22 protein-coding genes are annotated in these 21,385 nt (G+C 66.3%); 10 read left to right on the top strand and 12 right to left on the bottom strand.

Features of this window, described 5'->3' with window-relative positions; translation table 11 throughout:
- The first annotated feature begins 85 nt into the window (after window positions 1–85).
- The 7 genes from purE to DB032_RS22795 all read left to right on the top strand — a co-directional run bounded on the left by purE (window position 86) and on the right by DB032_RS22795 (window position 5,078).
- Window positions 86–574: a 5-(carboxyamino)imidazole ribonucleotide mutase gene (gene purE, locus DB032_RS22825; protein WP_107801470.1), complete on the top strand. Its 489-nt coding sequence runs from the start codon at window positions 86–88 to the stop codon at window positions 572–574.
- On the top strand, window positions 574–1,704 hold the full coding sequence (locus DB032_RS22820; RefSeq protein WP_107801469.1) for a 5-(carboxyamino)imidazole ribonucleotide synthase: 1,131 nt from the start codon (window positions 574–576) through the stop codon (window positions 1,702–1,704). The genes purE and DB032_RS22820 overlap by 1 nt, the downstream gene beginning before the upstream one ends.
- 39 nt (window positions 1,705–1,743) lie before the next feature.
- Window positions 1,744–2,163: a fosfomycin resistance glutathione transferase gene (locus DB032_RS22815; RefSeq protein ID WP_107801468.1), complete on the top strand. Its 420-nt coding sequence runs from the start codon at window positions 1,744–1,746 to the stop codon at window positions 2,161–2,163.
- Window positions 2,160–2,846 (top strand): DNA alkylation repair protein, encoded by a 687-nt coding sequence (locus DB032_RS22810; protein ID WP_107801467.1) that lies wholly within the window; start codon window positions 2,160–2,162, stop codon window positions 2,844–2,846. Before DB032_RS22815 ends, DB032_RS22810 begins: the two co-directional genes overlap by 4 nt.
- A complete protein-coding gene (locus DB032_RS22805; protein ID WP_107801466.1) occupies window positions 2,843–3,721 on the top strand; it encodes a phosphoribosylaminoimidazolesuccinocarboxamide synthase in 879 nt (292 codons plus the stop codon). Before DB032_RS22810 ends, DB032_RS22805 begins: the two co-directional genes overlap by 4 nt.
- A 220-nt stretch (window positions 3,722–3,941) precedes the next feature.
- Window positions 3,942–4,487 (top strand): cysteine hydrolase family protein, encoded by a 546-nt coding sequence (locus DB032_RS22800; protein ID WP_107801465.1) that lies wholly within the window; start codon window positions 3,942–3,944, stop codon window positions 4,485–4,487.
- 9 nt (window positions 4,488–4,496) lie between these two features.
- Window positions 4,497–5,078 carry a GNAT family N-acetyltransferase gene (locus DB032_RS22795; protein ID WP_107801464.1) on the top strand — a complete coding sequence of 194 codons (582 nt, stop codon included), beginning with the start codon at window positions 4,497–4,499 and terminating at the stop codon, window positions 5,076–5,078.
- A 295-nt stretch (window positions 5,079–5,373) separates the two neighbouring features.
- Here the strand turns inward: DB032_RS22795 and DB032_RS22790 are convergent, their stop codons facing one another.
- Window positions 5,374–5,745 (bottom strand): hypothetical protein, encoded by a 372-nt coding sequence (locus tag DB032_RS22790; RefSeq protein WP_107801463.1) that lies wholly within the window; start codon window positions 5,743–5,745, stop codon window positions 5,374–5,376.
- A 436-nt stretch (window positions 5,746–6,181) separates the two neighbouring features.
- On the opposite strand from DB032_RS22790, the gene DB032_RS22785 reads away from it, so the two are divergent.
- The 3 genes from DB032_RS22785 to DB032_RS22770 all read left to right on the top strand — a co-directional run bounded on the left by DB032_RS22785 (window position 6,182) and on the right by DB032_RS22770 (window position 8,970).
- Window positions 6,182–7,108, top strand: coding sequence for an alpha/beta hydrolase (locus DB032_RS22785; protein ID WP_107801462.1), 927 nt, complete (start codon window positions 6,182–6,184; stop codon window positions 7,106–7,108).
- Between the two features lie 83 nt (window positions 7,109–7,191).
- Entirely contained in the window at window positions 7,192–8,013 is an 822-nt protein-coding gene (locus tag DB032_RS22780; protein WP_107801461.1) for an SAM-dependent methyltransferase, read from the top strand.
- 522 nt (window positions 8,014–8,535) lie between these two features.
- The gene (locus DB032_RS22770) at window positions 8,536–8,970 is read left to right on the top strand and encodes a lysozyme (RefSeq protein WP_107801459.1); all 435 of its coding nucleotides are present in this window, start codon (window positions 8,536–8,538) and stop codon (window positions 8,968–8,970) included.
- A gap of 91 nt (window positions 8,971–9,061) precedes the next feature.
- Here the strand turns inward: DB032_RS22770 and DB032_RS22765 are convergent, their stop codons facing one another.
- From DB032_RS22765 to DB032_RS22715, 11 genes are all read right to left on the bottom strand, one after another.
- On the bottom strand, window positions 9,062–10,159 hold the full coding sequence (locus DB032_RS22765; RefSeq protein WP_107801458.1) for an AAA family ATPase: 1,098 nt from the start codon (window positions 10,157–10,159) through the stop codon (window positions 9,062–9,064).
- Window positions 10,160–10,208: 49 nt separating this feature from the next.
- The gene (locus DB032_RS22760) at window positions 10,209–11,036 is read right to left on the bottom strand and encodes a S1/P1 nuclease (protein WP_107801457.1); all 828 of its coding nucleotides are present in this window, start codon (window positions 11,034–11,036) and stop codon (window positions 10,209–10,211) included.
- A gap of 232 nt (window positions 11,037–11,268) precedes the next feature.
- A complete protein-coding gene (locus DB032_RS22755) occupies window positions 11,269–11,868 on the bottom strand; it encodes a GNA1162 family protein (RefSeq protein ID WP_199225970.1) in 600 nt (199 codons plus the stop codon).
- A gap of 11 nt (window positions 11,869–11,879) precedes the next feature.
- Window positions 11,880–12,236, bottom strand: coding sequence for a DUF4810 domain-containing protein (locus tag DB032_RS22750; protein ID WP_233246769.1), 357 nt, complete (start codon window positions 12,234–12,236; stop codon window positions 11,880–11,882).
- A gap of 190 nt (window positions 12,237–12,426) precedes the next feature.
- The gene (locus DB032_RS22745; protein ID WP_107801455.1) at window positions 12,427–13,101 is read right to left on the bottom strand and encodes a CsgG/HfaB family protein; all 675 of its coding nucleotides are present in this window, start codon (window positions 13,099–13,101) and stop codon (window positions 12,427–12,429) included.
- A 224-nt stretch (window positions 13,102–13,325) separates the two neighbouring features.
- A complete protein-coding gene (gene tauD / locus DB032_RS22740) occupies window positions 13,326–14,156 on the bottom strand; it encodes a taurine dioxygenase (protein ID WP_107801454.1) in 831 nt (276 codons plus the stop codon).
- A gap of 55 nt (window positions 14,157–14,211) precedes the next feature.
- The gene (gene tauC, locus DB032_RS22735; RefSeq protein WP_107801453.1) at window positions 14,212–15,084 is read right to left on the bottom strand and encodes a taurine ABC transporter permease TauC; all 873 of its coding nucleotides are present in this window, start codon (window positions 15,082–15,084) and stop codon (window positions 14,212–14,214) included.
- Window positions 15,071–15,865 (bottom strand): taurine ABC transporter ATP-binding protein, encoded by a 795-nt coding sequence (locus DB032_RS22730; RefSeq protein WP_107802110.1) that lies wholly within the window; start codon window positions 15,863–15,865, stop codon window positions 15,071–15,073. Before DB032_RS22730 ends, tauC begins: the two co-directional genes overlap by 14 nt.
- A gap of 16 nt (window positions 15,866–15,881) precedes the next feature.
- On the bottom strand, window positions 15,882–16,892 hold the full coding sequence (tauA, locus tag DB032_RS22725) for a taurine ABC transporter substrate-binding protein (protein ID WP_231580945.1): 1,011 nt from the start codon (window positions 16,890–16,892) through the stop codon (window positions 15,882–15,884).
- A 393-nt stretch (window positions 16,893–17,285) separates the two neighbouring features.
- Window positions 17,286–19,919 carry a glycoside hydrolase family 15 protein gene (locus DB032_RS22720; RefSeq protein ID WP_107801452.1) on the bottom strand — a complete coding sequence of 878 codons (2,634 nt, stop codon included), beginning with the start codon at window positions 19,917–19,919 and terminating at the stop codon, window positions 17,286–17,288.
- 197 nt (window positions 19,920–20,116) lie between these two features.
- Entirely contained in the window at window positions 20,117–21,364 is a 1,248-nt protein-coding gene (locus tag DB032_RS22715) for an alanine racemase (protein WP_107802107.1), read from the bottom strand.
- Between the last annotated feature and the right edge of the window lie 21 nt (window positions 21,365–21,385).

The following is a 21,385-nucleotide window of genomic DNA, read 5'->3' as shown; positions in this document are numbered from 1 at the left end:
GATGTCAAAATAAAAAACCATAACGGCAGCAGGCCCCAATCGGGTAAAATCCCGGCTTTAGCCTCAACCAGCGAGCTTCTCCGCCATGATTGAAGTCGGCATCGTGATGGGTAGCAACAGCGATTGGGAAGTCATGCAGAACGCCGCCCGCGTGCTCAAAGACTTCGGCATCGCCTGTGAAACCCGCGTCGTCTCCGCCCACCGTACTCCCGACCTGCTGTTCCAATACGCAGAAACCGCTGCCGAGCGCGGCCTGAAGGCCATCATCGCCGGCGCCGGCGGCGCCGCCCACCTGCCGGGCATGCTGGCCGCCAAGACCCATGTGCCGGTGCTGGGCGTGCCGGTACCGTCCAAATACCTGCGCGGCGAGGATTCCCTGCTCTCCATCGTGCAAATGCCCAAGGGCATCCCGGTGGCCACCTTCGCCATCGGCGAGGCCGGCGCCGCCAACGCCGCGCTGTTCGCCGTGGCCATGCTGGCCGCCACCCGCCCGGAACTGGCGGAACAACTGGTCGCCTTCCGCCGCAAGCAAGAAGAAACCGTGCTGGCGATGACCCTGCCGGAGATCGAATAATGGCCGCCATCCTGCCCCCGGCGATGCTGGGCATCCTGGGCGGCGGCCAGTTGGGCCGCATGTTCGCCGTGGCCGCCAAGACCATGGGCTACCGCGTCACCGTGCTGGACCCGGACGAAGCCGCGCCGGCGGCCGAGTTCGCCGACCGCCACCTGTGCGCGCCGTTCAACGATCCGGCCGCGCTGGAAGACCTGGCTAAGAGTTGCGCCGCCGTCACCACTGAATTCGAGAACGTCAACGCCGACGCGATGCGCCTGCTGGCCAAGACCACCCGCGTGTCCCCGTCCGGCGACTGCGTCGCCATCGCCCAGGACCGCATCGTGGAAAAGGCCTGGATCGCCAAGGCCGGCCTGCCCACCGCGCCCTATCTGGCCATCCAGAGCGTGGAAGACATCCAGGTCGAGCTCGCGCCCTATCTGCCCGGCATCCTGAAAACCGCGCGCCTGGGCTACGACGGCAAAGGCCAGGCGCGGGTGAGCACCGCCGCCGAGGCGCGCGCCGCCTACGCCAACCTGGGTGGCCAGCCCTGCGTGCTGGAAAAAATGCTGGACCTGCAACTGGAAGTGTCCGCCATCGTCACCCGGGTCAGCGCCACCCAGAGTGCGGTGTTCCCGGTGGCCGAGAACATCCACGCCGACGGCATCCTGGACGAATCCATCGTGCCGGCGCGCATCAAGCCGGCGCTGGCGGCCGAAGCGCAAGCGATGGCGCTGCGCCTGGCCGAGGCGCTGGACTACGTTGGCGTGCTGGCGGTGGAATTCTTCGTGCTGGCCGACGACAGCCTGGTGGTCAACGAAATCGCGCCGCGGCCGCACAACTCCGGCCATTACACGCTCACCGCCTGCCTGACCGACCAGTTCCAGCAACAGGTGCGCGCAATGTGCGGCCTGCTGCCGGGCCGCACCGAGCTGCTCAGCCCGGTGGTGATGGTCAATCTGCTGGGCGATGTGTGGAAGGACAACGGCGCCCAGCCCAATTGGGACGTGCTGGCGGAAGCGCCCAACGCCCAACTGCATCTGTACGGCAAGAAAAGCGCGCGCCCCGGCCGCAAGATGGGCCACTTCAATGTGATGGCGGCTACGGCCGACGAAGCCTTGGATCAAGCCCGGGCCTTGAAGGATACCTTGTAAGCAGATGGCGAAGCTTTCCGGCTTCGCCATTTTTTCGCCATGAAGCTGAACGGACTCAATCACCTGACCCTGGCGGTGCGCGATCTGGAGCGCGCCTGGGACTTCTACGCCCTTACCCTGGGCTGCCAGCCCCATGCGCGCTGGGACGGCGGCGGTTATCTGAGCCTGGACGGCCTGTGGCTGTGCCTGTCCTTGGACCCGGCCGCCGCGCCAGCCCCCGACTACACCCATTACGCCTTTGGCGTGGACGCCGCCGACTTCCCGGCCTGGCGCGAGCGCCTGGCCGCCGCCGGCGTCCGCCAATGGCGGGACAACCGCAGCGAAGGCGACTCGCTCTACTTCCTGGACCCGGACGGCCATCAGCTCGAGCTGCACGTCGGCAGCCTGGCCTCGCGGCTGGCCGCCTGCCGCGCCCGCCCTTACGCCGGCATGCGCTTCTTCGACGAGGCGCCGGCATGAACGCCGACATCGCCGCGCTGCGCGCCGGACTGAGCGCCGCCGCCGTCCCGGAACAGGCCGCGCCGATGCGCGCCTATATGCGCGGGCAGTTCGACTTTCTCGGCGTGCCCACGCCGGCGCGCCGCAAGGTCTCCACGCCCTGGATCCGCGCGCTGAAGACCCAAACCGCGGAATACTGCCTGGAACTGGCCGAACAACTGTGGCGGCAGCCGGAACGCGAATTCCAATACGCGGCGGTGGACCTGCTGACCGCGCGCGCCGAGGCACTGCCGGCCGCCAGCCTGCCGCGGCTGCTGACCTTGGCCGCCGCCAAGCCCTGGTGGGACTGCGTGGACGGCTTGGCCGCCTGGGTGGTCGGCACGCTCGCGCGCCAACACCGCGATCTGCAACACGATATGGACGCGCTCAGCGGCGACGCCGACTTCTGGCTGCGCCGCGTCGCCATCCTGCACCAGCTGCGCTGGAAAACCGACACCGACGCCGAACGCCTGTTCCGCTACTGCGCCGCCAATGCCGGCGACGCCGAATTCTTCATTCGCAAGGCCATAGGCTGGGCCTTGCGCGAATACGCTTACACCGACGCCCGCGCCGTGCGCGCCTTTGTCGCGGCCACGCCGCTATCCGGGCTCAGCCGGCGCGAAGCCTTGAAACACATTGCCCGCTCCACCGAGGATTTCCGATGACCGGACTCAACACCACCCAACTGACCAGCTTGAAGAAAATCTACTCCGGCAAGGTCCGCGACCTGTACGAGATCGACGACCAGCGCATGCTGATGATCGCCACCGACCGGCTGTCCGCCTTCGACGTGATCCTGGACGATCCCATTCCCGGCAAGGGCCAGATCCTCACCGCCATCTCCAACTTCTGGTTCGACAAGCTCAAAGAGCTGGTGCCCTGCCACCTGACCGGCGACGCGCCGGAAGACGTGGTCTCCGCCGCCGACCTGCCGCAAGTGACCGGCCGCGCCGTGGTGGCCAAGCGCCTGAAACCGGTGCCGATCGAAGCCGTGGTGCGCGGCTACCTGGCCGGCTCCGGCTGGAAGGAATACCGCCAGAGCAGCACCGTCTGCGGCCTGGCGCTGCCGGCCGGCCTGCGCGAGGCCGACAAGCTGCCCGAGCCCATCTTCACCCCGTCCACCAAGGCGGCGGTGGGCGACCACGACGAAAACATCAGCTACCAGCGCTGCGAGGAAATCGTCGGCGCCGAATTGGCCGCCCAGGTGCGCGACACCGCGATCAAGCTCTACCGCGCCGCCGCCGAATTCGCCGCCAGCCGTGGCATCATCATCTGCGACACCAAGTTCGAGTTCGGCCTGGACGAAAACGGCGTGCTGACGCTGATGGACGAGGCGCTGACCCCGGACTCCAGCCGCTTCTGGCCGGCGGACAGCTACGCGCCGGGCGGCAACCCGCCGTCCTTCGACAAGCAGTTCGTCCGCGACTGGCTGGAAGCCTCCGGCTGGAACAAGCAGGCGCCGGCGCCGACGGTGCCGCTGGAGGTGCGCGAGAAGACCGCGGCCAAATATAAGGAAGCGCTGGACAGGCTGACCGCCTGAGAACCTGCTTACGATCTGCTGCGCGTCGGCGATACGGCGTTGAAAACCGCTTCAGAATGCTCATGTACCACTTGTACATTCCGCTTCTTCAGCTATTTTCGCCTTGTCTCGCTCTAGCTCGCTAGACTTTGAACAAGCACCAAGCCCCGCCCCGGCGGGGCTTGCTTTTTAAGCCGTTTCATATGACATTGGCGACTCAATCCCGCGACAGGAAACCCCGATGAAAACCGCCCTGCTGATCATCGACGTGCAAAGCGGCATGTTCGACCACGAACCCCGCGCCGACCACGCCGACGCCGTCATCGCCCGCCTCAATCAACTGGCCGCCGCCGCGCGCGCGGCCGGAACGCCGGTGGTATGGGTTCAACACGAACGCGCCAGCGCGCCGCTGATCCACGGCTCGGCGGAATGGCAGCTGGCCCGCGGCCTGGACGCCCAGCCGGACGACCACTACCTGCGCAAGACCACGCCGGACTCCTTCCTGCGCACCGGCCTGCATCAGCAACTGCAACAATGGGGCGTCGGCCAACTGGTCATCGCCGGCTACGCCAGCGAATTCTGCATCGACACCACCACCCGCAGCGCGGCCGCCCACGGCTACGCCATCATCCTGGCCAGCGACGCGCACACCACCCACGACAAGGACCACGCCAGCGCCGCCCAAATCCGCGCCCATGAAAACGCCACCCTGCCCAAGCTGGGCAGCTTCGGCGTGCCCATCCTGCTCCGTGCGGCGGCCGAGATCGCCTTCCCCGCCAGCGCCTGACCGCCCCGCATGCCCATCGCCCAGCCCACCCTCAACACGCCGCGCCTGCTGCTGTTGCCGGCTCAGCCGGCGCAGGCGCGCGCGATGCTGGATTTCCACGTCCGCAACCGCCAGCACTTCGAACCCTGGGACCCCAAGCCCGGCGACATGTTCTTCACCGAGCTGTACTGGACCATGCAGCTGCGCCAACGCGCGCGCGACTGGGAAGAAGGCCGCGGCGGCCGCTTCCTGCTGGCGCTGCACGCCGAGCCGGAACGGGTGATAGGCAGCGTCGGCCTCAGCAATATCAGCCGCGGCGCCTTCCAATCCTGTCATCTGGGCTATGGGCTGGACCAGCACTGCCAAGGCCAGGGCCTGATGCGCGAAGCGCTGGAAGCGGTGATACGCTGCGCCTTCGACACCCTCAAGCTGCACCGGGTCCAGGCCAACTACCAGCCGCACAATCTGCGCAGCGCCGGCCTGCTCAAGCGGCTGGGCTTCGAGATCGAAGGCCACGCCAAGAACTACCTCTATCTGAACGGCGCCTGGCGCGACCACGTGCTGAGCTCGCGGCTGAATCCGGACTTCGACCCGGAACACATGCTGGCCTGAGCGCCTGTCCACCATCTGCTGCGTATCAGTAGGACGAGTAGCCACGCTAAAAGCCTGTGCACGACCTGTTCAGTGTTTTGGCCCTGGCTTGGCGCACAGGACACCGCCGATCCGAAGCTCTCCAAGACCTCCGCGTGGGTATCGCTGCGCTCCACCCACCCTACCCCTGGCCAACGACCGCACGTAGGGTGGGTGGAGCCGCAGGCGATACCCACCAGCACCCGCGGTTGAGGATCACGCCAACCAAAGCGAAACAAGGCCTTGCTCGCGACACGCAACGGATCGTAAACAGGTTCTAAGACGTCACCGTCTCCAGCCTCTCCATCGCCCCCTGCAAACGCTGCTGCAAAGGCTCCAACAAGGCCCACAAGGCCTTGCCGCGCACTTGCGCGTTTTCGGTGTGACGCAGCATCAACAGCACCGCGCCCAAGGCCTCATTGCATTGACGCAATTCTTCGGCAACATCGTCGTAATGCTCGCAGCAATGGGCTAAATGAATCAGAACGGGATCGATGGCGGCAAGCGCGGTATTTTCCGAACGCAGACCTTGCAGATGTTTGACGGTCTTGATCAGACGGCTGGCCGCAGGAAGAGCGGCTGGAGATTGAGCGGCCTCCTTGGACGGAGGCGGTTTGGAAAGCAGGGACAGAACTGACAATAGAGGCATGACGGGCTCCGATCCAAAATGAGCCTGCCACCCCGCTTCCAATCAGGATGGGCAGGCATATGGCAGGGTTGGAAGACAGGCGAGTCGGAGCCAGCAGGCCAAAGGCCTCCCTGCCATAACCTGCCCTGATGGGCGCAGCTATAGCGTGGCATTGGGATGATAAGTCCCCCGACTCAATTCAGGCTTCCATTCCTGATGCCGCGCTGTATGAAACGGCATGCGGCTCATGTTGCCCACCCAGCCTGGCCGGGTCAAGCGCGGCGCGTCCCCGCGTGACTCGAAACCCTGCGCCCCACTCCAATAACGGCGACAGCGCCAGGACATTTGGATAGCGCTTGCCAGCATCCTTGCGCCATGTTCTGCTGTGAAGCCGCCGCTTCGCCGCAACCCTGATGCCGCGGCGCAGTCAAAACAGGCCATAAAAGGGCTCAACACCATGCAAACCTTCCATCTGAACGCCGACGACGGGGAAATCCTGCACGCCGCCTGCTGGCTGCCGGACGGCGCGCCGCGCGCCGTGGTGCTGATCTCCCACGGCATGAGCGAATACGCGGTCCGCTACCACCGCTTCGCCCAAACCCTGAGCGCCGCCGGCTACGCCGTCTACGCCCACGACCATCGCGGCCACGGCGCCGCGCCGCGGCTGCGCGGCCATTTCGCCGCCGACGGCGGCTGGGACAAGGTGGTGGCCGACGTGGACACCCTGCGCCGCCACGCCGCGGAACGCCATCCCGGCCTACCGGTGGCGCTGTTCGGCCACAGCATGGGCTCCTTCATCGCCCGCGCCTATTTCCTGCGCCACGGCGCGGCGCTGTCCGGCCTGGTCCTGTCCGCCACCGGCTACCGCCAGCGGCCGCTGGCCTGGCTGCTGCGCGGCCTGGCGCGGCTGGTGGCCCGCTTCGGCAGCCCGGAACGCCCCAGCCGGCTGCTGGCGCGGCTGGTCTTCGGCAGCTTCAACCTGGGCTTTCTGCCCGCCCGCACCGGCATGGACTGGCTGAGCCGCGACCCGGCGGAAGTGGACAAATACCTGGCGGACCCGCTATGCGGCTTCGACCCCTGCCCCGGCCTGTGGATAGATTTGTTCGGCGGCATCATCGCCATGGAACGCGGCGAGGCGAGCGGCGACAGCCTGCCGCGCCGCTGTCCGGTCTGGCTGCTGGCCGGCAGCCGCGACCCGGTCAGCCTGGGCAAGCTGGGCCTGGGCCAGCTGGAAATCCGCTACCGCGAAGCCGGCCTGCTCGATGTGCAGACCACGGTCTACCCCGGCGGCCGCCACGAAATGCTGAACGAAACCAACCGCGTGGAAGTGGAGCAGGACATGCTGCGCTGGCTTGAGCGGATTAGCGCGCAGCCGGCCAGTTAGACAGGCGCATTGAAACCAGCGCCCAAGCGCGCCGGCGCGAATTGGACTAAAATCCGGCGATTCGTTTTTCGCAGGAGGCCGCCATGAGCCTGATTCCCGAGATCAAACCGCAGCAATCGCTGGAACTGCTCAAAGAGCTGCACATCCTGACCCGCGACGGCAAGATCAACCAGGACACCCGCCGCAAGCTGAAACAGGTTTACCACCTGTACCAGTTCATCGAGCCGCTGATGGCCGACGTGCTGGCGGAAAAAGGCGAGATGAGCCTAGCCGACCACGGCGCCGGCAAATCCTATCTGGGCTTCATCCTTTACGACCTGTTCCTGAAGGACAAGGCCGCCGGCAGCGTCTACGGCATCGAAACCCGGCCGGAACTGGTCAGCCGCTCGCAAGAGCTGGCCGCCCGCCTTGGCTTCGAACGCATGGGCTTCTTGAACCTGAGCGTGGAACAGTCGATCACCTCGGAGCAATTGCCGGAGCAGGTGGACATCATCACCGCGCTGCACGCCTGCAATACCGCCACCGACGACGCCATCCGCTTCGCGCTGGCCAAGAACGCGCGCTACATCGTGCTGGTGCCCTGCTGCCAGGCGGAAGTGGCCGGCGTGCTGCGCCAGAAGAAAAACCAGAGCTTCGGCCTGACTCCGCTGTCCGAGATGTGGCGGCACCCCATCCACACCCGCGAGTTCGGCAGCCATCTGACCAATGTGCTGCGCTGCCTGCAGCTGGAGGCCCGCGGCTATCAGCTCACCGTCACCGAGCTGGTGGGCTGGGAACACTCGATGAAGAACGAGCTGATCATCGCCAAGTACACCGGCCAGCGCAAAAACAGCGCGCGCGAACGCCAGGAGGCGATTCTGAAAGAGCTGAACCTGGAAGACCTGCGCGAGCGCTTTGTTTACTAGTAGCCAGTTCAAAGGCTTTAATGATTCGCGGGTTGCAGCATCGTTAATACAATGGAAACCGCGTATTCGACGCGCCCTCACTCCCTTCAAGCCTGCCGACGGGTGGCAGGCCCGAGGTCTTAAGCGGCTGCTTGTTCGAGCAGCGCGACGTTAGCGCGCTGCGAGTTCAGCCGCGCCTCGGGCCTGACGGGAACCGGCGGGAAGCCGTAGGCCAGGCTTGCAGGGCGGCCTTTGGGGTAAAGGGGAATTTGGCCGCGCAAATTCCCCTTTCCGTTTGCCGGGCGGAACCGGCCCTAAATCATCATCCGCGTAGCGGATTCAAAACTCAAAATATCGTAAACAGGTCCAACTACGCCACTGACACCCGTCGCCTCGGCCCGTTTCCGGGCCCTGAGCATAATGGGAACGACGCACCCGAACCGCCCCGCGCGGCCGGTCCCGCCCCCGCCCGCTTCTCCTCCCGCCTCAGATTCTTCCGAGCGTTTCTCCGCGTCCGCCGGGGGCCCTTCCCAGGAGCCCGACATGAATATCAGCGCCAACGGCGTCAAACTGATCCAGCAATTCGAAGGCCTGCGCCTCAAGGCCTACCAGGACGCGGTGGGCGTCTGGACCATAGGCTACGGCCACACCGGTCCGGACGTGACGCCGGGTCTGGTCATCAGCCAGGCCCAGGCCGACGCGCTGCTGGCGCGCGATTTGAACCGCTTCGAAACCGGCGTCTCCCGACTGGTCTCGGTGCCGCTGAACCAGAACCAGTTCGATGCGCTGCTCAGCTTCAGCTACAACCTGGGCCAGGGTTCGCTGCAGAACTCCACCCTGCTGCGCCTGCTCAATCAGCGCGACTACGCCGGCGCCGCCGCCCAGTTTCCGCGCTGGAACAAGGCCGGCGGCAAAGTGCTGCCCGGCCTCACCCGCCGCCGCGCGGCGGAGCAGGCGCTGTTTCTGCAACCGGTCTGAGCACGTGGTCTGAGCCATGAAAAAAGCCCAAGCTGAACGCTTGGGCTTTTTTTGTATGTCGCACACAGCCGGAAAAGCTCGCGGCCCCGGCTCAATCCTCGTCCGCCAACACCGTCTCGCCGTCGCGCTGCGCCAGCATGAAACGGCGCAGCGGCCGGTGGCGCGCGATCAGCTCCGCCAAGCGCGGCGAATGGCTAGTCACCCACAGCTGGCTGTGGCGGCCGGCCTCGGCGATCAGCCGCGCCAAGGCCGGCAACAAGTCCGGGTGCAGGCTGTTTTCCGGCTCGTTCAAGGCCATGAAGGCCGGCGGACGCGGGCTGAGCAAGGCCACCGCCAGGCACAGGAAACGCAAGGTGCCGTCGGACAATTCGGCCGCCTCCAGCGGCCGCAGAATGCCGTCGCGCTGCATCAGCATCTGGAAACGGCCATGCAGCGCCTCCGTCTGGAAGCGGCTGTCCGGAAACGCGTCGGCCAGCACGCTGTGCAGCAGTTCGACGTCGCCGATCTCCACAATGGTCTGGAAAGCGGCCGCCAGGTTGCCGCCGTCGTGCGCCAGCACCGGCGAGCGGATGCCCACTTGCGGCGCGCGCGGCGGCGAGCCGGGCCACACCGCGAACTCATGGTAGAAACGCCAGCGCCGCAGCGTCTCCCGCACTTGCGACACCTCGGGATAGAGATGCGGCTCAGCCAATTGGCCGAACACCGACTCCTCGGCCTGCAGGCCCAAGGGATAGGTGGTCCTGACCCCGTCCACGCTGGTGAGAAAGGCGCTCTGATTGCGCCGCTCCAGCACCTGGGCCGATGGGCGGCGCCCCTGGCCGGCCAGCCACAACGTTTCCTCCTTCACCAATGGGTCCAGCGAGAACAGGCTGCGGCTGGGCTCGGGGTAGCCCAGCTGCAATTCGTAGTCGTAATCGGCCAGCCGCGCCGCCAGCGCCATGCGCTTGGGCTCGCCCTTGCGGTCTCCGCGGCGCAAGCCGCCGGCCCACATCGCCTTTTGAATGCCGCCCTCTTCCGCCAGCGCCGCGGACAGGCGGCCGCAGGCGGCCTCGTGCAGCAGGCGCACCGCTTTGTAGAGATTGGATTTGCCGCAGCCGTTGGGCCCGACGACGACGTTGAGCGGCTCCAGCTCCAGCCGCAGCTGACGGATGGAACGGAAACCCTTGAGGCTGAGCTCGTGAATGGACATGGCGGCTCCGGTGACGACGGAGCCGCCATTCTAGCGCGGACGCGCCGTTTTACTGCAGCGCCTGGTTGATCACCATGGCGATGCGCGCGCCGGCCTTGACCAGCTGCTGTTTGACCAGCTGAGCGCCGGCGGTCTGGTAGGTGCGGTCCAGGTAGGCCACGTCGCTGGGCGCTTGGCCGCAGCTGAAGTTGGACAGCGGGCCGTAGACCTCGCTGCGCGCGTACTGATTGGATTCCTTGATCCAGTCATTGACCTGCCCGCTCTGCCAGCCGGCGATATTGCGCGCGTAGTACTTGAGGTTCTGCGTCGCCCAGCTCTGCTCGTTGGCACCGCTCAAGGCCTGCTGTACCAGGGCGGTGTCCCACACCGAATGCAGATTGCCGGTCTTGTTGCTGCCGGCCAGCCGCGTCTTGACGTCGTTGCCGCCGCGGTCGTGGTTGTCGGCCGCGTGCAGCGGCTGGTGGATGTCGCCGATCATGTGGAGCAGGAAGGTCAGCGCCTGGGCGCGGGCGGACTTGCTCGCGGTTTTGTCGGCCAGCACCTTGCTGTAGCGCCCGATCTGATTGGACGCGCAGTTGCCGCTGGGACAATCGTCCTCCTCCACGCCGTCGCACACCGGCTCGTCGTTGTAATGCCATTGATCCGAGCCCGGCAGCTGCTGTTTCAATTCCTGCTTGTGCTGGTCCATGTACAAGGCCAGCTGGGCGAAGTCCGCGTTGGGGATCAATTGATTGACCGCGGCCTTGGCCTGGGGGCTCAACAATTGCTGAGCGACGTAGCCGGTGACGCGGTGGCCTTCCTGGCCCCAGGCCAGCGCTTGGGCGCTGGGCAGCGCGAAAGCGGCGGGCAACAGCAGGGCGAGCGTAAATTTCTTCATGACAGTTTCTCTTGTGATTGTGATATGCCAAGACGGGCGCGCCGCCCGTCTTTTTATGGCGAACGGATATTACCCGAAAACCGTTAAATTAAGATGCCAATATCATTTCATTTGAAGATATACGCTGTACAACCCCGTAAAAAAACCCGGCAATGCCGGGTTNNACGGACCATACAATAAACCGCCGTTATAGCCAGTGCTGAACAAGCGCTGGCTGGTAACGCCCGCCATATTATGGCTGGGGGGGGGGGGGGCCCGCCATATTATGGCTGGCGTCGGTGGCGGTATTGATGATCTGCTTCAGCGCCGCGTTCACCAGCATGCCGACCAAACCGCCGCCGCCGGAATTATTATTGCCCTCATTGCTCGAGGCCGAAGCGAAGCCACTCCACAGCACCGCGCCGGTCTTCAAGTCCACCATCTTGGCGCTGGCGGACACGACGGTATCGCTACTAATCACGCTATAGCTGGTGCCATACTTGTCCACCGTCACGTATAGCGCGGCGTCGGCGCCAAAGATGTTCTTCAGCTTGGCCGGGGTCACACCGTGAATGTCCGAGGCCGTGCTCAAGCCGTTTTGCTTGAAGGTTTCGTCCACCAGCGCCACCGGCATCACGTAGTAGCCCGCTTCGGCCAGCGGCATGGTGACTTGCGACAACATACTGTAGCTGGCGGCCACTTCCGGCGACTCATTCAACGGCGGCAACACCAGAATGGAGCGCGGCCGGCTCTGTTTGTAGGCCGCGTAATCATAGGGCTTGGGGCTGGCGCAGCCGGTGGCCAGCGCCACGACGGCCAGGCAGGCCAGCCATTGGGCAATGCGTTTGATCATGGTGCGGTCTTTCACTTCTTGGCTTTCTTCAGCAGGAAGTCCATATAGGCGGCGGATTCAGGAAACAGCTGCTTCTCGGTCTGGAACTGCTGGACCATCTGATCGTCCTTGCCCAGGCTGGCGTACAACATGCCCAGGTGGGCATGGTAGCCCGGCGGCGGAGTCTTGCCGTCTGCACGAATTTTCTGCAGATCGCTCTCCAATGCGGTCACCTGTTCTTCGGCCGCCACACCCTTGAAATGCTGGTAAACCTGGGGCTGGTAGCTTTCCCACTGGTACAGCGGTTTTTGACTGGCGCAGCCGGTCAACAATGCGCCGCCCAGCAGGGCCAGCGCCAATAGCGGCGTTTTCGCCATCTTGTGTTTCATGATGTTCAATCTTGCTTTAGCGAGCGCGAACGGGCAGCAAGGCCCGTCCTGTAATCATTCGAGGCTTGTTGAACGCTTAGAGCCGTTAACAAAACCTCGCAGAGAACCTGAGCCAAGGCGCGCCGACGCAGGCAGTACAAGGGGTACGACAAGGGGCGCAACGCAGGATCAGGGGTTTTATTAGCGGATCTTATTTGGCGGGCTGCCAGGCGCCGGAATCTATGGCCGCGGTCAGCTTGTTCACCGCCTCGCGCATCGCCAGGTCCAGCACCTTGCCGTTCAGTGTGGGGTCATAGCCGGCAGAGCCGCCAAAGCCGATGATTTCGCGGCTGGACAAGCTGTACTCGCCAGCTCCCAAAGCGGAGTAAACCACTTCCGAGGTCGCCACTTTGACGATGTTGAGGTTGACCTTGGCGTAAGCGATCTGCTGCTTGCCGCGACCGAGGATGCCGAACAGCTGGTGGTCGCCCACTTCCTTGCGGCCGAATTCGGTCACATCGCCGGTCACCACGTAGGTGGCGCCTTTGACCGCCTGCGCCTGCTTGCTGAACGCGGCTTCCTGCTTCATTTCTTCCAGGTTGTCGCGGTCCAGCACATTAAAGCGGTTGGTCTGCTGCAAATGGGTGATCAGAATGGTCTTGGCCTGGCCGCCCAAGCGATCCACACCGTCGGAGAAAATGCCGCGCATATAACTGGAGCGGTTATCGAACTTGCCCACCGCGATGGGGGAGCGCGGGCCGGCGTAGGGCTTGCCGGCAGTTTCCACCTGGGCCACCGTCAGCGCACGCGAGCTTTCCGTCGCGCAGCCGCTCAGTCCCGCCGCCGCGGCCATGGCGAATACGACGCATTTGTTTGCGATCTTCATTTTTATGCTCTCTAAACATCCAACTCGGAAAGTCCAGCATCATACGTTTCCATATGACGGCGGTCGACGCCATTTATGCCAAAACAGCGTTGGCTTATATATTTCGCGCCAAAGCCAGCCGTGGTTTGCTTCCAAACTCAGACGCTGTATCACCGCGTCGTCAGGCCAAAGACATGAAAAACCCGGCAATGCCGGGTTTCCTTTTCCTGCTCATTCCGCCGCGCTCAACGCGGTCGGTCGCCCAGGATGGTGGCGCGGTGCATCACCCGCCGCTGCGGCAGGTAATCCGCCACCGCGTAATGCTGGGTCACGCGGTTGTCCCAGAACGCCAGATCGTTTTCCTTCCAGCGCCAGCGCACGGTGAATTCCGGCCGCGCGGCGTGGGCGAACAGCAGGGCCAGCAGGGCATCGCTCTCGCGCGGCGCCAGTTCCAGGATGCGGGTGGTAAAGCCTTCGTTGACGAACAGGCCCTTGCGGCCGGTGACCGGATGGGTGCGCACCACCGGGTGCACCACCGGCGGATGGTCGCGGCTGGCCTGTTGCCAGCGCGCGTATTGCGGCGTGTCCTTGAAGCGGCTTTCCGGGAAGGAATGAATAAAGCTGTGCTCGGCGCTGAGGCCGTCCAGCAGCGCGCGCAAGGCCGGCGACAGCGCGTCGTAAGCGGCGCTGTTGCTGCTCCACAGCGTGTCCCCGCCCACGTCCGGCAGCTGCCGCGCCGCCAGCACCGCGCCCAGCGGCGGGGCGGCGATGAAGGTGACGTCGGTATGCCAGTTGTCGTTGTCCGGCAGATTGTCGACATGGGTGTCCAGCACGATGATTTCCGGCTGCTCCGCCACCGTCGGGTAGACCGGATGCAGGTGCAGATCGCCGAAGCGGGCGGCGAAGTCGCGCTGCTGGCGCGGCGTCAGCGGCTGGTTCTCGAAGAACAATACCTGATGGCGCAGCAGCGCCGCCTCGATCGCGTCGCGCTCGGCGCCGGACAGCGGCGCGCTCAGATCGACGCCGGAAACAATGGCCCCCAGGGCCGGGCTGATGGCTTGCAGTTGCAGGCTCATGAATGTGCTCCTTATCCGCGCGGCGGAAACCAAATCCAAAAAATCGAAAACTCGCTCAAAAACGTTCCGGCGCGGCCCAGCCGGCGAAGCGCCGCTCCGCCCAACGCAGCCCCAATTCCAGCGCCAGCGCGATCCAGGCGATGATCAGGATGCCGGCGATCACCGCGTCGGTGACCAGGAACTGGGCGGCGGACTGCACCATGAAACCCAGGCCGCGGGTGGCGGCCACCAGCTCCGCCGCCACCAGGGTGGACCAGCCCACGCCCAGGCCGATGCGCAGCCCGGTCAGGATCTCCGGCAGCGCGCTGGGCAGCACCACCAGCCGCAGCAGCTGGCCGCGGCTGGCGCCCAGCGAGCGCGCCGCCTGCAGCCGCGCCGGGTCCGCGCGGCGCACGCCGGCGGCGGTGGCGATGGCCAGCGGCGCGAAGATGGCGAGATAGATCAGCAGCACCTTGCTGGCTTCGCCAATGCCGAACCAGATCACGATCAAGGGCAGATAGGCCAGGGGCGGCACCGGCCGGTAGAACTCGATCAGCGGGTCCAGCGCCGCATGCGCGCGCCGGCTCAGACCCATCAGCATGCCCAGCGGCACCGCGGTGGCCGCGGCCAGCAATAGCGCCAGGCCCACCCGGCCCAGGCTGGCGGCGGCGTGACGCCACAGGCTGGCGTCCATGAAGCCGTTGACGGCCAGGTCCGCCAGCCGCGCCGCCACCTGGGCCGGGCCGGGCAGAAATAACGGCGACACCAGCCCGCCGGCGCTGGCCGCCCACCACAGCAGCAGCAGGCCGCCCACGGACAGCGCGCTGGGCCAGCGCCGACGCCAGGCGGCGAAGCGGCCGGAGAGCGGTGCGTGGGCATGGGCCGGCGGCGGCACGCTCAGCTCGGCCTGCGCGGCCGGGCCCAATTCAGTCAGTTCAAGCGGCGGCATGGTCGGCCTCCTCGGCGCGGAAAATCCAGTCCAGCAAATGCTCGCGCATGGCGATGAAGGCGGGATCGGCCTTGATCGAGCGCGCCGATTCGCCGGCGGCGTAGCGGTGGGCGAAGCCCAGTTTCTGCCGCAGCGCGATGCGGCCGGGGCGCGGCGTCAGCACCAAGAGCTCGGTGCCGAGGAACAGCGCTTCCTCGATGCTGTGGGTGATCAGGAAAATGCCTTTGCCGCTGCGCTGCCACAGGCTGAGGATCAGCGACTGCATCTTTTCCCGGGTCAGCGCGTCCAGCGCGCCCAAGGGCTCGTCCAGCAGCAGGAAGTCGGGATCGGCCGCCAGCGCACGCGCCAGGCCCAGGCGCTGGCGCATGCCGCCGGACATCTGGCTGAGCGCGTGGCCGGCGAAGGCTTCCAGCCCCACCCAGCCCAGCATGCGGCGCGCCTCGCTGCGCCGCCGTTCGCGCGGCACCCCGCGCAGGCGCAGGCCGAAGGCGACATTGTCCTCGGCGTTGAGCCAGGGCATCAGCGCGTCGTCCTGGAACACCACGCCGCGATCCGCGCCCGGCCCGCGCACCGGCCGGCCATTGGCCAGCACCCGGCCCTGACTGGGCGTCTGGAAGCCGGCCATCAGCCCCAGCAAGGTGGACTTGCCGCAGCCGGACGGCCCCAGGGCCACCACGATCTCGCCGGAACGCAGCTCCAGCGACACCCGGTCCAGCGCCTGCACCGGGCCGGACGGGCCGGCGTAGCTGACGCCGGCGTTTTCCACGATCAAGCTCGCCATCGCGGCCTCCTCGCGCTCAGCGCGGCTGCGCCAGCCGCACGAAGCGCGGCTCGACATAGGCTTGATAATCCGGCAGCACCGCTTCCACCTTCTTCTGTTCCTTCAGGAACAAGGCGGTGTCGCGCAGCGCCTTGGCGGTGCCGCCGCCCAGCAAGCGCGGCGACAGCTGCTCCTGCGCCAGCGGGAAGCGGCTGCCGGCCAGCAGGCCGGGAATCTGCGCCGGATCGGCCCCGGTCAGCCGCGCGATCTTGGCCACCTGCGGCGAGCCGGCGCTCCAGGCCGCCGGCTTGGCGCGGTAATCGGCGAAGGCCTGCAAGGTCACCTTGGCGAAGGCGGCCAGCGCCTGCGGCTGGGCGGCGGCGAAATCCTTGCGCGCCACCCAGGCTTCGAAAGTGGGCGCGCCCCACTGCCCCACTTGTTCGGAATTGACCAGCACCGAGCCGGTTTTCAGCGCCTGGCTCAAGGCCGGGTCCCAGACATAGGCGGCGTCGATGTCGCCGCGCTGCCAGGCGGCGCTGATCTCGGACGGGCGCAGATTGACAATGGACAGCTTGGCCGGGTCCAGCTTCCAGTGTTTGAGCGCGGCCAGCAGGCTGTAATGGGTGGTGGAGACATAGGGCACCGCCACTTTTTTGCCGATCAGGTCCCGCGGGGTCTTGATGCCGCTGCCCTTGCGCGCCACCAAGGCCTCGGAGTTGCCGATCTCGGCGACGATCAGAAAGGTCTGGATCGGCAGTTGGCGGGTGGCGGCGGCGCTGAGCGGGCTGGAGCCCAGATCGGCGATATGCACGTCGCCGGAGGCCAGCGCGGCCAGCACTTCCGCGCCGCTCTCGAACTTGCGCCATTGCAGCGGCCGGCCGATGGCTTTTTCATACAAGCCGTCGGCCTGGGCCACTTTGGAGGGATCAACCCCGGTCTGGTAGCCGATGACGATGGGCGCCTCGGCGGCGTGTGCCGCCAGGGCGAGGAAGGACAGGCTGGCGAGGCTGAGCGCCAGCAGGGAACGGCGGGAGATGAACATGGACATGGCGAGTTCCTGAACAAGGGGGACTCAGCACACTATAAAAGCCATGTTTAATATCAAAAAGTAATTAAATTTGCTTTCAATATTCCAAATAAATCAATAGCGTATTGGAGCCTGTTCAAAGTCTCGCGAGCAAGAGCGAGACAAGGCGAAAACGAGCGAAAAAGTGGAATGTACAAGTGGTACATGAGCATTTTGAGCTCGTACTCACCGTGCAAGGCTTCACCAAGCGCAGCAGGCTTTGAACAGGCTCTTAGAACCTGTTTACGATCTCGCGAGCTAGGGCGAGACAAGGCGAAAGCGAGCGAAAAAGCGGAATGTACACGTGGTACATGAGCATTTTGAGTTCGTTTTCAACGCCGTATCGCCGACGCGCAGCAGATCGTAAACAGGTTCTTACCAGTTCACCTGATCACTCAGCGTCAGCCCGCCCGCCGGCGCCTGCAGCACGCGGTTGCCGGCGCGCTGCTCCCAGCTCACGCTGCCGTCGGCGTTCTTGCGGTAGTACTTGTACTCGATGCGCTGGCCGGCCGGCAGATTGACCCGAGTCTTCCACAGCGGGTAGGCCGCCGCGTCCGCCGGCAGGCCCAGATCAGTGTTCCAATTGCCCAGCGCGCGCGCCGCGCCGGTCACGTACAGCTGCTGCCCCCAGCTGGTATCGGCGGCGGCCTGGATCTCCACCGTCGCCTCTCCGGCCTTGGGTTCCACCCGGCAGGCGTAGTAACGCGCGCAGGCGGCTTTCGGCAGATCGACGACGCGTCCGGCGCGGATGGAGGCCAGCAGGCTGATGTACTCGCCCATCGCCCAGCTCAGCGGCGCGATCGAGCGGGTGGGCGTGCCGGCGCGGTTGCCGGCCGGCGTCTCCACCGCCCAGCCGTCCGGCAGCACCGCGCTGTGCGGCCACACCTGTTCCGGCAGCATGCCCTCCGGCGTGGCCAGTTGCTTCAAGGCGGCCAGATAGGGCTGGCCGGCCGCGCCGCCGCCCTGGCGCGCAATCTCGTAGACGCCGCGCTCGGCGGTGAAGATGGGCCACAGCCGGCCCACGCCGCTGCCGGCGAAATCGCCGCCGTCGTTGCGTTCGCCGTAGCCGTCGAAGTTGTAGCGGAACCAGGCGTTGACCGGCAGCGCCGGCGCGCCGGGCAGGTCCAAGCGCTGCCCCAGCACCGCGTCGTAAATGCCCAGCGTGGCGAGCACCGCCGGATCGTCGGCGCGCTTCACCCCCATGCGCACCAGTTCCAGGAAGCCGCCGTCCACCACCCGGCGCGCGTCGCGGCTGCCGCCGCCGTTCTTCACTTCCAGCGCCTGCGGCGTGTCCGGGCCCAGCGCCTGCGGCGTGTCCGGGCCCAGCGCCGGCGCCTGGCCGGCGCGGCCGGCCCCGCCGGCGCGCGCGGACGGATTGAGGCGCAGATAATAACGACCGTCGCCAAAGCCGCCGCTGCGGGTGAAGGTCCAGGCGTCCACGTTCTGCTGCCAGTAATCGGCGGCGGACAGATAGCGCGCGGCGCTGGCGTCGTCGCCGTTGGCGCGGGCGATGTCGGCGGCGGCGGCCAGGCCGGCGATCTGCGCCGCCAGCGTGGACGGCGAATAGCCGCTGTTTTCCTCCCAGCGCTCCTGGTAGGTCCACGGCCCGGCGCTCAGGATGTAGTCGGCGGCCAGCTTGATGCGCGGCCACAGCGGCGAATACACCACCGGCCCCTGGCGCCAGGCCAGCAGGATGGGCATGGCCTGCTCGTCCATCTGGGTGCCCTGCCAATACTGCGCGCCGCTGACCCAGGCGTTTTGCGGAAAGCGGCCGTTGCGGCTGAAGCCGTCCGGGCAGCCGGCGGCGTCGTATTCCGCCGCGCCGCAGTCGCGGCGCTGCTGAAGGGTGTTGAACAGATAATCCGTCACCCGCGCGGCGGTGGCGCGGTCGCCGGCGGTGAGCAGGGCGTTGGCGAACTTGAACAGGTCGCGCGGCCACACCAGGTGATAGCCGCCGGCGTTGGCGTCGCCCTGGCTGGCGCCCCACGGCGTGCCCAGACCGGCCACCATCGCGCCGCTGGCCTTGTCCTGCATGGTTTTCAGCGTCATCGCCGCCAGGTAGTAGCCGTCGTCGGCGCTGCCGCCCTGATCGGACAGGCCGGCGGCGTAAGCCTGCCAGCCGGCGTCGTAGCGCCGCTGCGCCGCGCCCAGGTCACCGCCCAGCGCCGCCTCGGCCGCGTCCAGCGCCTGCCCCTGGCTGGCGCCGAAGCCCAGCACCACGTCGAAGGACACGCTGGCCGCGCGCGGGTCGCCCAGTTCCAGCCAGCCCATCTGCGCCACATTGCCGTTGCCGGCGGAATCGAAAGTCCAATCCATGCGCTTGTCGGCGCCGCCGCCCAGCAGATCGGTCCAGCCGTCGCTGAGGCCGACAAAACCGTTGGACAGCATGCGGCGGCCGTTCTGCGTCTTCCACGGCAAGCTGCTCAGCAGCGCCGAGGCGCGCTGATTGCGGCTGGCCGCCAAGGCCACGCCGCCGCCGGCGCGCGCCAGGGTGGCGGCGCTATTGCCGGCACCGGCGTTGTCCAAATAGGGTTTGAACAGCAGATAAAGCCGGAAATCGCCAACGCGGCGGCCGTCCAGCGCGCTGAAGGTGACGCGCTGGATCAGCGCGTCGCGTGCCGGATCGGTGAAGATGCGCTTGCTGATGCGCCAGTGATGGGCCGGGTTGCCGGTCTGCGCCTGCCAGCTCATGCTGCGCGGATGCAGCCGCTGCACGCGGTAGTCCTGCCGCTTTTCCTCGTCGACGAAGCCGCCGCCGGCGTCGCCCACCAGGAATTGCAGATCCACCGCCGCCTGGGTGTCCACCGCCGGGTAGAACACCTCGGACACCACGCCGCGATAGCCGGTGAAATACACCCGCGACGGCCCTTCCGTCGCCACGCCCACGAAAGACTTGGCCGCCGGACCGCGCACCGCCGTCAGTCCCGGCGCGCCAAACGCCTCGCCGGCCTGCGCCGCTCCGCCCAAGCCGCCCAACAGCAGGGCCAGGCCCATCCATTGCTTGATCATGTCCGCTCGCTCCTGATTTTGGCAGGGAGCGTAGCAAAACAAAATCCAAATGTCATTTAGAATGAAAAGGATTTCCAGCCTATCCAAGCCTTAGGGTCAGGCGCTGAAATTTTCCTACCCGTCGCTTAGCCGCGGTTCAACGTCTCGCGAGCCAGGGCGGGACAAGGCGTTTTCCGCTCAGCAGCGCATAAACCGCTTCAGAACACCGTCTCCCATTCCTCCCTCACCCGGTACTCCTCATCCACCAGGAACACGCGCTTCCATTTGTCGAAGCTCAGGCAGGGGTGGGAACTGCCGAACACCAGCAAATCGCCTATCCTCAGGTCCAGGCCGGGATCGCGCTCCAGCAAGGCATGCTGGTCCATCAAGGCGCGGGTGCGCAGGCCGCCGGGCGTGAAATCCACGCGCCGCCCTTGGCGGTACTGCGCGAACGGCTGCGGCAGGCCGGCGTCGAAGGCCACGTCGCGCTTGCCCAAGCCCACGATGGCCAGGCCCGGCTCCGGCAGCGACTGCACCAGCGCGCACAGCTCCAATGCCGGGGACAGCCCGCCGTCCAGCCGCGCCGCCAACGGCTCGCGCGCTTGCAGCGCGGCGTAAGCCTGCCGATAGATGCCGTGGTCCTGCGTCACGTAGCAGCCGGGACGGATCACATGACGCACCCCGGACAGGCCGGCGTCCCGCAGTTGCCGGCTGACGATGTCGAACCAGACCGAGCCGGCCCCGGTCAGCAGCGCTTCCGGCGCGCCGGCGAAGTCGCCGTTGCGCAGCAGCGTGCCGCACACCGTGACCGCGCGCTGAATCAGCGCCTGTATCGCCGCAGTGTCCGCCTGCTCGTCGTCGCCATGGATCACGCCCTCGTAGAAGGCCACGCCGGCCAGCGCCAGGCCCGGCAGCTTGGCGATGTGTTCCGCCAGTTCATAAGCCTGCCGCTCGGTGCGGCAGCCGCAACGCCCGCCGGGCGCGCCCATTTCCAGCAAGACCGACATCCGCAGTTGCCGGGCGGCGAAAAAGTCCGACAGCCGCCGCGCATTGTCCACACTGTCCACGCAGCAATGGAGGGCGGCGCGCCCATGCCGCAGCAGCGCAGCGACCAGGTCCATATTCGCCCGGCCCAGCACTTGATTGGCGATGATCACGTTCTCGGCCCCGGCCGCCACCGCCGCCTGGGCCTGAAACGCGCTGGCCACGCCCAGCCCCCAGGCGCCGGCAGCCAATTGCCGCCGGAAAATGGCCGGCGTCATCGTGGTCTTGCCGTGCGGGGCCAGCGAGACCCCCATCGCGTCCGCAAAACCTTGCATCCAGCGGATATTGCCGTCCAGCGCGCTCTCCTTGATCACCAGCGCCGGCAGGCAGGCGTCCTCATGCAGGATATTGGCCCCGCTCTCTCCGCGGAACATCAGCGCCGCCTTGTGCCGCGCGACCGCTGGCTCAAACACTCGCGTCATCATCATTGCTCCCTGGTTTCC

This window comes from Chromobacterium sp. Panama, from assembly GCF_003052555.1.
GTDB lineage: Bacteria > Pseudomonadota > Gammaproteobacteria > Burkholderiales > Chromobacteriaceae > Chromobacterium.
The sequence above is the reverse complement of the archived record's forward strand: the minus strand, read 5'-3'. Positions and strand labels throughout refer to the sequence as shown.